Source organism: Amycolatopsis sp. NPDC004378, from assembly GCF_053602455.1.
The window spans coordinates 110,206-122,609 of record NZ_JBSGDR010000004.1 but is presented as its reverse complement, the minus strand read 5'-3'; the positions used below and the strand labels follow the sequence as shown (position 1 = coordinate 122,609).

Below are 12,404 nucleotides of genomic sequence, written 5' to 3'. Positions count from 1 at the left end.
GTGCAACCGCGCGGCACCCGCGTTCCGTCTTCGGGGACATGAGGTACTTAGCGAAGGTGGCCGGGACAGGCGCGATCCTGCTGATGGCGACGGCCTGCGCCGGCCAGGAGATGTCCACCAGCCAACCTGCCGCCGGGGGAACCTCCGCGGCACCGGGCACCGGCCCGTCGGCGCCGCCGAGCGAGTCGGTGCTGCCGACCTCGCCGTCGGCGAACCCGCCGGGCAAACCCCGGCTGACCGTGCCCGAGGGCAGCGTCCCGGTGCCGCCGGACAAGATCGACGCCGCCGCGCTGCCGAAGAACTACCCGCACGAGGTGTGGACGGCCAACGGCGGCACGGTCCTCAACATCCGCGCCCAGGAGGGCGGCTGCGGTCACGCGCTCGGCGAAGCGGCCGAGCAGGCCGGCGACCACGTCGTCGTCAACCTGAGCGAGACCAAGGCGCAGACCGGCCAGATGTGCACCATGGACATCCGGTACCCGGTGATCTCGGTCGCGCTGGCCGCGCCGCTGGACCAGCGCACGGTCGTGCTGAAGACCACGCCGCCGAAGTGATCACCCTGCCCTAGGCTCGGGTGATGGGAAGCCGCCAGGTCTCACGCACCGCGATCGTCGCCACGACCCCGGAGAAGATCTTCGGGCTCCTCGCCGATCCGGCCCAGCACCCGCTCATCGACGGATCCGGAACGGTCCGGGCCGCCCAGCCGGGCGGCCCGGACCGGCTCGTGCTCGGCGCCAAGTTCGGCATGGACATGAAGCTGGGCGCGTCGTACAAGATCCTCAACACCGTGGTCGAGTTCGAGGAAGGCCGCCTGATCGCCTGGCGGCACTTCAACGGGCACCGGTGGCGCTGGCGCCTCGAGCCCCTCGACGACGGCCGCACCGAGGTCACCGAGACCTTCGACTGGTCGACGGCGAAGTTCCCGCTGGCCATCAGCCTCAGCCCGTTCCCGCGCAAGAACGCCGAAGGCATCGAGAAGACCCTGGCACGGCTCACGGAGCTGTTCCCGGCCTGACGCGGGGCCACCCGAAATTAGTTGTACAGTGCTTAATATTGTCCGTGCAACTAATAGTGGGGATGCGGTGCCGCAGCCGGTGCGGCGGCGGGTGGTCCTGGCCATCTGCTGCCTGAGCCTGTTCATCGTCGGGCTCGACAACACGATCGTGAACCTCGCCCTGCCGTCGATCCGGCACGAGTTCGGCGCGTCGGTCTCGAGTCTGCAGTGGACGATCGACGCGTACACGCTCGTGCTGGCGAGCCTGCTCATGCTCTCCGGCTCGACGGCCGACCGGATCGGCAGGCGCCGGACGTTCCAGACCGGGCTCGCCCTGTTCAGCCTCGGCTCGCTGCTGTGCGGGGTCGCGCCGAACGTCGGGCTGCTCGTCGCGTTCCGCGCGCTGCAGGCGATCGGCGGGTCGATGCTCAACCCGGTCGCACTGTCGATCGTCGCGAACGTCTTCACCGAGCCCCGCGAGCGCAGCCGCGCGATCGGCGTCTGGGCGGGGGTGAACGGCCTGAGCCTGGCCGTGGGGCCGGTGCTCGGCGGCGTGCTCGTCGACTGGGCCGGCTGGCGCTCGATCTTCTGGATCAACGTCCCGGTCGGCGTGGCCGCGATCGTGCTGACGGCCCTGTTCGTCCCGGAGTCCCGCGCCCCGCACCCGCGCCGGCCCGACGCGGTGGGGCAGCTGCTGGTGATCGTCCTGCTCGCTTCGCTGACGTACGGGATCATCGAAGGCCGCGGTTCGGGCGCGCCGGTGATGGTCGGCTGCTTCGCGATCGCCGCGGTGGCGCTGGCGGTCCTGCTGCGCTACGAACGCCGGCGCCGGGATCCGTTGCTGGAACTGAGGTTCTTCCGCAGTGTGCCGTTCTCGGGGGCGACGCTCACCGCGGTCGCCGGGTTCGCGGCGCTGTCGGGGTTCCTGTTCCTCACCACGTTGTACCTGCAGGAGACACGCGGGTTTTCCGTGCTGCACGCCGGGTTGCTGACGCTGCCGATGGCCGTGCTGACCGCGGTGGGCGCGCCGCTGTCGGGCCGCATGGTCGGCTCGCGCGGGCCCCGGCTGCCGTTGCTGGTGGCCGGCGCGGGGATCGCGGCGGCCGGGTTCGTGCTCGCGGGGATCGGCCCGGAAACGCCGCTTTCGCTGGTGGTGACGGGTTACGTGTGCTTCGGCGTCGGTTACGGCCTGCTCAACGCGCCGATCACGAACGCGGCGGTGTCCGGGATGCCGCGTGAGCGCGCGGGCCTCGCGGCGGCGGTCGCCTCGACCAGCCGCCAGGTGGGGACGTCGCTGGGGGTGGCGGTGATCGGCGCGGTCGTCGCGGCGTCCCCGGGGACACCGCCGGGCACCGGCCAGGCGGTGTGGGTGATCGTCGCGGGCTGTGGCGTCCTGGTGTTCCTCCTCGGGCTCGCCACCACGACGCGCTGGGCCCTGGCGACCGCCGAGCGGGTGAATGGTCCGGACCACGCCCGGTCGAACTAGTCGAAACTGCTCCGAATCCCGGTGAACCGCCGCAGTTACCGAGCCGTATCCATGGTTGAGGTGGTGATCAGAGAGGAGGGGCACATGCCCCGGTTGAGCAGTGGCCGGCACCGCAAGCAGGCGACCGTCGGTCTGGCGGCGTTGCTGGGTGTTTCCGGCATCACCGCGACCGCCATCGCGCTGAGCAGTCCCGCGGGCAACGCGGCCGAAGCGCCCAAGGAGAACTGCGGCGGGCTCGACACCGCCCTGCAGAACAACCTGAACTTCATCGCCGGCCAGCAGGCGAACCCGGACGCGCAGTCGGCCGCGAGGATCGCCAACCGGCAGGCGGTGGTCAACCTGATCCAGCAGCGGCGGCAGGTCGCGGGCTGCACGGCGAACGTCGTCGCGAACAACGGCCAGGCCGCGCAGGCCCCGGCCCAGCAAGCTCCGGCCCAGCAGGCCCCGGCGCAGCAGGCGCCCGCGCAGCAGAACCAGGCGAACGCCGGCCAGACCGGCGATGTCGTGTGCAACGGTTCGACCGTGACACTCTCGGGCGAAGGTGGCGCGCCGGCCGCGTCGAGCAACCAGTTCCCGGCCGGGACCAAGCTGAAGGTGACCAACCTGGACAACTCGAAGTCCACCACGGTGGCGGTGACGTCGGTGTCGGGCAGCTGCGTGCTGCTCAACAACGCGGCCTTCGAACAGGTCCGGGAGCCCGGAAAGTTCCTCATCCGGCGGGCACGGATCGAGCGCGTCGGCTGAGGGAGCAGGGAAGGTGGGGGACACCGGTGGCGGGCCGGTGTCCCCTTCCCTTGCGGGCTAACGGAAGCTGATCTGCAGGACCGGGTCGCCGGTGCTGGCGAAGAAGTCGTTGCCCTTGTCGTCGATGACGATGAACGCCGGGAAGTCCTCGACCTCGATCTTCCAGACGGCTTCCATGCCGAGTTCGGCGTACTCGAGGACGTCGACCTTCTTGATGCAGTCCTGCGCCAGGCGTGCGGCCGGGCCGCCGATCGAGCCGAGGTAGAACCCGCCGTGCGCCTGGCAGGCGTTGGTGACCTGCTTCGAGCGGTTCCCCTTGGCCAGCATGACGAGTGAGCCGCCGGCGGCCTGGAACTGCTCGACGTAGGAGTCCATCCGCCCGGCCGTCGTCGGCCCGAACGAGCCGGACGCGTAGCCCTCCGGCGTCTTCGCCGGCCCGGCGTAGTACACCGGGTGGTTCTTCAGGTAGTCCGGCATCTCCTCGCCGGCGTCGAGGCGCTCGGCGATCTTCGCGTGCGCGATGTCGCGGGCGACGACCAGCGGCCCGGTGAGCGAAAGCCGGGTCTTGACCGGCAGCTGCGAGAGCTGCGCGCGGATCTCGGCCATCGGCCGGTTGAGGTCGACGTTCACGACGTCGTCGGAGAGGTCCTCCTCGGTGACGTCGGGGAGGAAGCGGGCCGGGTCGCGCTCGAGCTGCTCGATGAACACGCCGTCGGCGGTGATCTTGGCCTTGGCCTGGCGGTCGGCGGAGCAGCTCACGGCGATGCCGACCGGGCAGGACGCGCCGTGGCGGGGGAGCCGGATGACGCGGACGTCGTGGCAGAAGTACTTGCCGCCGAACTGCGCGCCGATGCCGAACTGCCGGGTCATCTCCAGCACCTGCTGCTCGAGGTCCTGGTCGCGGAAGGCGTGGCCGAGCTCGGAGCCTTCGGCGGGGAGGTTGTCGAGGTAGCGCGCGGAGGCCAGCTTCGCGACCTTGAGGTTGAACTCGGCCGACATCCCGCCGACGACGATCGCCAGGTGGTACGGCGGGCAGGCCGCGGTGCCGAGGCTGCGCAGCTTCTCGTCGAGGAACCGGGCGAGCCGCTTCGGGTTCAGGACCGCCTTGGTCTCCTGGTAGAGGAACGTCTTGTTGGCGCTGCCGCCGCCCTTGGCCATGAACAGGAACTCGTAGGACGGGTCGCCCTCTTTGTGGTACAGCTCGATCTGCGCCGGGAGATTGGTGCCGGTGTTGCGCTCGTCCCAGAAGTTCACCGGCGCCATCTGCGAGTACCGCAGGTTCAGCTGCTGGTAGGCGTCGAAGATGCCCTGCGAGAGCGCGCGCTCGTCGTCACCGCCGGTGAGGACGCCTTCGCCGCGCTTGCCGATGACGATGGCGGTCCCGGTGTCCTGGCACATGGGGAGGACGCCCCCGGCGGAGATGGCGGCGTTGCGCAGGAGGTCCATGGCGACGAACCGGTCGTTGCCGGACGCCTCGGGGTCGTCGACGATCGCCCGCAGCTGCTGCAGGTGTGACGTGCGCAACAGGTGCTGGATGTCGGTGATGGCGGTGCGCGCGAGGGTGGTGAGCGCTTCCGGCTCGATCTTCAGGAAGGTCCGCCCGGCGGCTTCGACGGTCTCGACGCCCTCGGCGGTGACCAGCCGGTACTCGGTGGTGGTGTCCTTGCCCAGCGGGAGGACTTCGGTGTGCTGAAACGTGGTGGTGGACGGCACTGCCAGGCTCCTTTGCCAGCTCCGGGATCGGTCCACCCTACGCACGCTGTCCTGGTACCGGGCAGAGGCGTCCGGTCACTGTGGGCCACCCCACGTGGGCGCTGTGTTCGGCCGGTGGCCCGGTGGGTCCCGGCAACCCCGAAGTCTGATTGTGACTACGGCCGGCGGTACCGCGTCAAGGCGGGAAAGCGTGCCTTGACCCGGCACCGCCGGCCGTGTTCTGGCTTCGGATCGGGGTTGCGGGGAGGGCTGGCTTGGCGGGTGCGCGGTGGGGCGCTGCGGCTTGGCGGTGCGCGGTGGTGCGCTGCCGCTTGGCGGGGTGTGCGGTGGGTTGCTGCCGGTTGGCGGGGTGTGCGGTGGGTTGCTGCCGCTTGGCGGGTGCGCGGGTGGGTCGCTGCCGCCTGGCGTGCGTCGCGGAGTTTGGTCGGGAGGCCGGGTCCACCCCGACGGACCCGACCTCCCGGGGAAAGCTTCCGGATGCGTGCACATCCGGTTGCGAGGCCTGCGCCGGCACTGGGGGCCGCGTGACGCAGGTCATGGGTCGACGTCGCCGGGCGGGTGCTGGCGAGGGGTTGCTACCCGCGTCGGGCTGCGGTGAAACGCCTTCTTCGTGGAAAATTTTCGACCTCTGCGTAAGCCCAGGTCGTCGCTCTGCGCACACGGGCGCGCGCAAAAACGAGGGCGGGTGCGCCCATGCGCACCCGCCCTCGTTTCGTCTCTGGCTAGCTGGCGTAGGCGCGGAGACGGTCCGCGCGCTCGCCCTGGCGGAGCTTCGACATGACCTCGCGCTCGATCTGGCGGACGCGCTCGCGGGAGAGCCCGAAGTGCTTGCCGATCTGGTCGAGCGTGCGGGGCTGGCCGTCGTCGAGGCCGTAGCGCAGGCGGATCACGTGCTGCTCGCGGTCGTCCAGCGTCGCGAGGACGCGGCGCAGGTCGTCCTGGAGCAGGCCCGAGATCACGGCGCTCTCGGCGTCGGTCGCCTCCGAGTCCTCGATGAAGTCACCGAGCGGGGCGTCCTCCTCCGTGCCGACCGGCATGTCGAGGCTTACCGGGTCGCGCGAGTGGTCGAGCAGGTCCGAGATCTTGTGGGCCGGGATGCCCGACTCGGCCGCCAGCTCCTCGTGCGTCGCGTCGCGCCCGAGCTGCTGGTGCAGGTCGCGCTTGATGCGGGCCAGCTTGTTGACCTGTTCCACCAGGTGGACCGGGAGCCGGATGGTGCGGCCCTGGTCGGCCATCCCCCGGGTGATGGCCTGGCGGATCCACCAGGTCGCGTAGGTCGAGAACTTGAACCCCTTGGAGTAGTCGAACTTCTCCACCGCGCGGATCAGGCCCAGGTTCCCCTCCTGGATCAGGTCGAGCAGCGGCATCCCCCGGCCGGTGTAGCGCTTGGCGAGCGAGACCACCAGGCGGAGGTTGGCCTCCAGCAGGTGGTTCTTGGCCACGTGGCCGTCGCGGACCAGGGCGGACAGCTCCTTGCGGCGCTTCGGGGTGAGGTTCTCCCCGGTGTCTAGCATGTGCTGGGCGAAGACGCCGGCTTCGATGCGCTTGGCGAGCTCGACCTCGTCGGCCGCGGACAGCAGGGCCGTCTTGCCGATGCCGTTGAGGTAGACACGCACGAGGTCGGCGGCGGGGCTCTGGGCGTCGAGGTCGGCGTCGGTGAGCGCCCCCACGCTCACGGGCGGCTCCTCGGACGTCTGAGCCGGGATGCGCTCGCGAATCCCGCGCGACTCGCGTTCGAGAGTCTGGACTGACATTCTGCCTCCCCGGTCACGGGCTGAACGTGCTGCTGCGGTTCGTCCACCGGGTGCGTACCCGCGACCGGGGCCTGTGGAACCCGGTACGCCGGTCCGGCCGGCTTGGCTGGACATCTGGCACAACGCTCCGGGTTTCCAAAACGTTCCCGGCTCGCCTGAAAAGGAGACGGCTGCCGGGGCGCTCCGGTTGCTCGACCATTGCTGAGCTTTTGCTGAGAACCTCCGGGGGCCGGGAAACCTGAGAATCCGATGTGAATCGGGTCAAGGCGTGAACCGGGACGCGGTGGTCTAGACCTCTACGAGAACGGTGAACGGACCGTCGTTGACGCTCGAGACCGCCATCATCGCCCCGAAACGGCCCGTCGCGACGGTGGCGCCGCGGCCGCGCAGCTCGGCCACGACGGCGTCCACCAACGGCTCGGCGAGCTCCGGCCGGGCGGCCTGCGTCCACGACGGCCGGCGCCCTTTCTTCGTGTCTCCGTAGAGGGTGAACTGGCTCACCACGAGCAGTGGCGCATTCGCCGTGGCGCATGATTCCTCGTCACGCAGCACGCGCAGCTCGTGCAATTTGCGCGCCATCGTCACGGCCTTCGCCGCGTCGTCGTCCGCGTGGATTCCCAGCAGCACAAGCAAACCCGGCTCGTCGATCGCCCCGACGACCTCACCCGCGACGGTGACGTCCGCCCGGGTGACGCGGGCCGCGACGGCCCTCACCGGCCCGCCGGGACGAGCATGCCGTGCCGGACGAGCTCGCGGACGACGGGCAGCGCGGTGGCGGCCAGCTCCGCGGCATCGAGCCCTTGGGAGAACGCGAGGAGCTCGATCAGGTCCTCCAGCGGCAGTGCGCCACGACACCCCGCGAGCAGGCGCGCGGCGAGGTCGTCGACCTCGTGCTGCCAGCCCGGCCCGTCGGTGCGGTGCAGCCGCCGGATCTGCGTGGTCCAGCCTTCGTCGCCGGGTTCCTCGACGCTTTCCAGCAGAACCGTGTCCGGCACCACAAAACGGACATCCAGGAGGGAATCGCCGGATTCGCGCAGCCATTCGACGCGGTCGAGCCAGTTCGCCGCCTCCGGGCCCAGCGGGTCGTCGTAGGCCTGGCGCAGGTCTTCGCACACCACCGTCGGGGTCCGCCCGGCGGCCCGGCGGAGGGTGACGAAGCCGAAGCCGATGCCCCGGACGTCGTTCGCCGCGAACCAGTCGAGCCACGCCGCCGCCTTCGCCCGGCCCTCCGGCGAGCGCGGGTCGAGACCCGCGTCACGCAGCCAGGTGCCGACGTAGAGCGCAGGGTCGGCGACGTCGCGCTGGACGAACCAGGCGTCGGTCTCGGCGGGCAGCCAGCGGCTCACCCGGTCGGCCCAGTCCTCGGTGCCGGTGTGCAGCCAGGAGGCCAGCAGCTGGCCGACGCCGCCGTCGTTGAGGAACCCCGGCAGCTGCCGCACGACCAGCGCGCTCGCGTCGTCGCCGGCCAGGCCGGAGTCGCGGTAGGTGTAGTCCACCCGGGCCGGGCCGACCACGAACGGCGGGTTGCAGACGACCTGGTCGAACTTCCGGCGCGCGACCGGGCCGAACCACTCTCCGCGCACCAGCTCGACGTCGAGCTCGTTCAGCCGGAACGTCGCCGCGGCCAGCGCGAGCGCCCGTTCCGAGACGTCGGTCGCGGTCACGCGCTGGGCGTGCCGGGTCGCGTGCAGCGCCTGGACGCCGTTGCCGGTGCCCAGGTCGAGCAGGGTGCCCACGGGCCGGCGGCTGGTCGCGCGGATCAGCGACAGCGACGCGTGCCCGACGCCGAGCACGTGGTCTTCGGGCACGGTCCGGCCCAGCACGTCGGCGTCGAGGTCGGACACGACCCACCAGGAACCCTCGTCGTCGCCGTGCGGCCGGATGTCGAGCGCCGCGCGGTAGCCGTCCGGGACCTCCGAGAGCACTCCCGCGGCAACGGCGTCCTCGGGGGAAAGGGGCGCGAAGGCGGCCTTGACCGCCGTCTCCGGCTCGGTCCCGCCGAGCAGGAACAGCCGGATCAGCGTGCCGAGGTCGCCCGCGTCCCGGCTCGCGCGCTCGGCGGGCACCGGCTCACCGCGGCCGAGCGCCGCGTGCGCGGCCCCGCCGAGGGCGGCCACCACGCCGTCGGCGTCGTAGGAGGTGCGCCGGAAGGCCTCGCGCAGCCGCGCGCAGACGTCTTCGGACAGGTCGGGCAGTACGCTTCGCGTGCTCACGGTGGGTAATGCTGCCACGATGGCCCCTGTGACCCTTGACGACGTCCTCGCCCCGCTCGACGCGGCGCTGCCCGAGCTCGAAGCGCTGTACATCGACCTGCACCGCCACCCCGAGCTGTCGTTCGCCGAAACGCGGACGGCCGCCGAGCTGGCCCGGCGGCTCGAGCAGGACGGCTACGAGGTGCACACCGGCATCGCCGGCACCGGGGTGCTGGGCGTGCTGCGCAACGGCGAGGGCCCGGTGGTGCAGCTGCGCGCCGACATCGACGCGCTGCCGGTCGAGGAGAAGACCGGGCTGTCCTACGCCAGCACCGCCCGCGGCACGGACGCCCAGGGGAACGACGTCCCGGTGATGCACGCCTGCGGGCACGACATGCACGCCACGTGGCTCTCCGGCGCGGCCGCGCTGCTCGCGAAGGGGCGCGACACCTGGTCCGGGACGCTGCTCGTGGTGTTCCAGCCCGGCGAGGAGAGCGCGGGCGGCGCGGCGCGGATGGTCCGGGACGGGCTGTTCGACGTCGCGGGCAAACCGGACGTCGTGTTCGGCCAGCACCTGGTGCCCGGCCCGGCCGGCTGGGTGCTCACCCGGCCCGGCGTGATCATGGCCGCGACCGACACGCTGCGCATCACCCTCCACGGCCGCGGCGGGCACGGCTCGCGCCCGGAGACGACGGTCGACCCGGCCGTGCTGGCCGCGTCGGTGGTGCTCAAGCTGCAGACGATCGTCTCGCGCGAGATCGCCGCGACCGACTCGGCCGTGGTCACCGTCGGCTCCCTGCACGTCGGCACGGCGAGCAACGTGATCGCCGACGACGCCGTGCTCGAGGTCAACATCCGGTCCTTCGACCAGGCCGTCCGCGAACGCGTGCTGGCCGCGGTCGAGCGGATCGTGAACGGCGAAGCGGCCACGGCCGGCGCGCCGAAGCCGCCGGAGATCGTCCGCTCGTGCGCCTACCCGGTCACGGAGAACGACGAAGCGGCGAACGACGCGCTCACCGAGGTCTTCCGCGGCCACTTCGGCGCCGACGTCGTGCTGCCGGCCCCGCTGGTCACCGGCAGCGAGGACTTCAGCGAGTTCGGCCGCGCCGCCGGCGTCCCGTCGGTGTTCTGGCTGGTCGGCGGCTTCGACCCGGAGACGGTCATCACGGCGATGACCGAAGGCCGGTTCGAGCGCGACATCCCGTCCAACCACTCGCCGCGCTTCGCCCCGATCCTGCACCCGACCCTGCGCACCGGCATCGAAACCCTGGTCGCCGCCGCGGTGAGCCGATTCGCTCACCCAGGTGACGCGTGAGCCGTGCCGGTGGGACGATGGACGGCGGAGGTGGTGCAGTGACCACGCCCGCCAAGGACTCGGACCCGGTGCTGATCACCGGGGCGGCCCCGTCGTACGAAGAGCAGTTCGCCGCCCGCAAGCGCAAGTACGTGATCATGATGGCCTGCCGGATCCCGTGCCTGATCCTCGCCGGGCTGACCTACCACACCTGGTGGCTGGCGCTGGGTTTCCTCGCGATCTCGGTGCCGCTGCCGTGGATCGCGGTGCTGATCGCCAACGACCGCCCGCCCCGCAAGTCCGAGAACGTCTCGCGGTACCAGCGCGAGGCGAAGGCGATCGAAGGCGGCAACCACCACGTCATCGACGGTTAGCCGGGCTGCGGGCCCACCTTCCCGACGGCCAGCGCGCCCAGCCGGGTGCCGTGCCGCAGAACGTCCACAGTGGACTCCCCGGCCAGCCAGCCGGTGAGCACGCCGGCGTCGAACGCGTCCCCCGCGCCGGTCGAGTCGAGGCACTCCGCCTCGACGGCGGGCACGCTCGTCACGCCGCCCTGATCGACCCAGCTGGCGCCCTCCAGACCGGCCGTCACGACCACCGCGCCGACCGTGCCGAGCAGTTCCTTGGCCGACGCCGGGTCCGCGGAGCCGGTCAGGGCCACCAGCTCCTCGGTGTTCGGCATCAGCAGGTCGGTCCCGCGGACGTCGTCGAGGAACGCGGCCGGGTCGGTGATGTGCGCCGCGGCCTGCGGGTCGACCGACGTCGTCAACCCCAGCTCGCGAGCCACGGCCAGCGCGGCCAGCCCGGCCGCCCGCGACGGCGGGTCGAGCAGGACGTACCCGGACAGGTGCAGGTGGCGCGCGCCGGACAGGGCTTCCGGGGTGACGTCTTCGGGCGAGAAGCGCTGGTTCGCGCCGCGGTCGGCGAGCATGCTGCGCTGCCCGGAGGCGTCGACCATCACCACGACGCAGCACGTCGGCGCCTCGGCGTCGACCGCGAACGCGCAGCGCACGCCCGCCGCCTCCAGCTCCGCCCGGATCAGCCGGCCGCCCGGGTCGTCGCCGATCCGCGCGACCAGCGTCGTCTCCGCGCCGAGCGAACGCAGCCACAGCGCGGTGTTCGCACCCGAGCCGCCGCCGGTGAACCGGATCTTCGCCCGGGCGTCACCGCCGTGCGGCAACGGCTTGTCGTGCCGGGCGATCACGTCCAGGGCCGCGTCCCCGACCACCACGATCCCGTTCATGCGCCGACCTCGCTGACGCTCGGCGCGGCCTGACCGGCGAGCGCTGTGTTGGATGATTCGTTCGCAGGCTCACTCATGCCAACGCCACCGCCACTTCGGCAGCCAGCTTCGCGTTGTTCAGCACCAGAGCCTCGTTCGCGTCGATGCTCACGCCGTCGCTCGCCGTGTGGAAGTGCTCCAGCAGGACCGGCGTCACGTCGGCGCCGTGCACGCCCTGCTCCGCCACCAGGGCGAGGCCCTCGGCGAGCAGCCGGTCGTGCAGTGCCCTGTCCATTTCGGACGCTTCGGGGATCGGGTTCGCCAGCAGGACACCGGAATCCGCGTACGCGCGGTGCGCGGCGACCACCGCGGCGGCCTGCTTCGGGTCGTCGACCCGCCAGCCGACGGCGTGCCCGGACGAGCGCAGGTAGAACGCCGGGAAGTCGTCGGTGCGGTAGCCCAGCACCGGCACCGAGTTCGTCTCCAGCACCTCGAGGGTCGCCGGGATGTCGAGCACCGACTTCACACCGGAGCAGACGACCACGGTCGGCACCTTCGCCAGCACGCCGAGGTCCGCGCTGACGTCCCAGCTCTGCGCCGCGCCGACGTGCACCCCGCCGAGCCCGCCGGTGGCGAACATCCCGATCCCCGCGGCGGCGGCCAGCGCCGACGTGCTCGCCACGGTCGTCGCGCCCGAGCGGCCGAGGCCGACGGCCGGGCCCAGGTCGCGCAGCGACAGCTTGTCCAGCCCGGCGTCCGGCGCGCAGACGCGCTCGAGCTCGGCGGGGGAGAGGCCGACGACGACGCGGCCGTCGAGCACCGCGAGGGTGGCCGGGACGGCACCGCCGTCGCGCACGACGCGCTCGAGGCGGCGGGCGACGTCGAGGTTGCGGCCCGGCGGCAGGCCGTGGGACAGGATGGTGCTCTCCAGCGCGACGACGGGGTGCCCGTCACGCAGCGCCGAGGCGATCTCTTCGTGCAGGTGGAGTGGGGTGGTCACGAGGG

Annotated in this window: 12 protein-coding genes; 6 read left to right on the top strand and 6 right to left on the bottom strand. The window is 71.8% G+C overall.

Translation table 11 applies throughout. From position 1 onward, the window contains the following. The first annotated feature begins 56 nt into the window (after positions 1 to 56). The 4 genes from ACWEN0_RS15495 to ACWEN0_RS15480 all read left to right on the top strand — a co-directional run bounded on the left by ACWEN0_RS15495 (position 57) and on the right by ACWEN0_RS15480 (position 3,224). On the top strand, positions 57 to 554 hold the full coding sequence (locus tag ACWEN0_RS15495; RefSeq protein WP_451974289.1) for a hypothetical protein: 498 nt from the start codon (positions 57 to 59) through the stop codon (positions 552 to 554). A gap of 23 nt (positions 555 to 577) precedes the next feature. After that, positions 578 to 1,015: an SRPBCC family protein gene (locus ACWEN0_RS15490; protein WP_451973505.1), complete on the top strand. Its 438-nt coding sequence runs from the start codon at positions 578 to 580 to the stop codon at positions 1,013 to 1,015. Positions 1,016 to 1,082: 67 nt separating this feature from the next. Beyond that, positions 1,083 to 2,480, top strand: a complete 1,398-nt coding sequence (locus ACWEN0_RS15485) for an MFS transporter (protein ID WP_451973503.1) — start codon at positions 1,083 to 1,085, stop codon at positions 2,478 to 2,480. 84 nt (positions 2,481 to 2,564) lie between these two features. Beyond that, positions 2,565 to 3,224, top strand: coding sequence for a hypothetical protein (locus ACWEN0_RS15480; RefSeq protein WP_451973502.1), 660 nt, complete (start codon positions 2,565 to 2,567; stop codon positions 3,222 to 3,224). Between the two features lie 57 nt (positions 3,225 to 3,281). On the opposite strand, the gene ACWEN0_RS15475 is transcribed toward ACWEN0_RS15480, so the two are convergent. From ACWEN0_RS15475 to ACWEN0_RS15460, 4 genes are all read right to left on the bottom strand, one after another. Continuing rightward, a complete protein-coding gene (locus ACWEN0_RS15475; RefSeq protein WP_451973500.1) occupies positions 3,282 to 4,937 on the bottom strand; it encodes a fumarate hydratase in 1,656 nt (551 codons plus the stop codon). A gap of 722 nt (positions 4,938 to 5,659) precedes the next feature. Then, a complete protein-coding gene (locus ACWEN0_RS15470) occupies positions 5,660 to 6,691 on the bottom strand; it encodes a sigma-70 family RNA polymerase sigma factor (protein ID WP_451973498.1) in 1,032 nt (343 codons plus the stop codon). A 288-nt stretch (positions 6,692 to 6,979) separates the two neighbouring features. Beyond that, positions 6,980 to 7,405, bottom strand: a complete 426-nt coding sequence (gene dtd, locus ACWEN0_RS15465; protein WP_451973496.1) for a D-aminoacyl-tRNA deacylase — start codon at positions 7,403 to 7,405, stop codon at positions 6,980 to 6,982. Beyond that, positions 7,402 to 8,904 carry a DUF7782 domain-containing protein gene (locus tag ACWEN0_RS15460; protein ID WP_451973494.1) on the bottom strand — a complete coding sequence of 501 codons (1,503 nt, stop codon included), beginning with the start codon at positions 8,902 to 8,904 and terminating at the stop codon, positions 7,402 to 7,404. The genes dtd and ACWEN0_RS15460 overlap by 4 nt, the downstream gene beginning before the upstream one ends. A gap of 28 nt (positions 8,905 to 8,932) precedes the next feature. On the opposite strand from ACWEN0_RS15460, the gene ACWEN0_RS15455 reads away from it, so the two are divergent. Both ACWEN0_RS15455 and ACWEN0_RS15450 read left to right on the top strand, forming a co-directional pair. Beyond that, positions 8,933 to 10,198 (top strand): amidohydrolase, encoded by a 1,266-nt coding sequence (locus ACWEN0_RS15455; RefSeq protein ID WP_451973492.1) that lies wholly within the window; start codon positions 8,933 to 8,935, stop codon positions 10,196 to 10,198. Between the two features lie 17 nt (positions 10,199 to 10,215). After that, complete coding sequence (locus tag ACWEN0_RS15450; protein ID WP_451974287.1) at positions 10,216 to 10,551, top strand: DUF3099 domain-containing protein; 336 nt, start codon at positions 10,216 to 10,218, stop codon at positions 10,549 to 10,551. Here the strand turns inward: ACWEN0_RS15450 and ACWEN0_RS15445 are convergent. Together ACWEN0_RS15445 and ACWEN0_RS15440 are read right to left on the bottom strand one after the other, a co-directional pair. Next, entirely contained in the window at positions 10,548 to 11,420 is an 873-nt protein-coding gene (locus ACWEN0_RS15445) for a carbohydrate kinase family protein (RefSeq protein ID WP_451973490.1), read from the bottom strand. The two genes, ACWEN0_RS15450 and ACWEN0_RS15445, sit on opposite strands and share 4 nt — an antisense overlap. A gap of 73 nt (positions 11,421 to 11,493) precedes the next feature. Then, positions 11,494 to 12,399, bottom strand: a complete 906-nt coding sequence (locus tag ACWEN0_RS15440; RefSeq protein ID WP_451973488.1) for a pseudouridine-5'-phosphate glycosidase — start codon at positions 12,397 to 12,399, stop codon at positions 11,494 to 11,496. Positions 12,400 to 12,404: the final 5 nt, after the last annotated feature.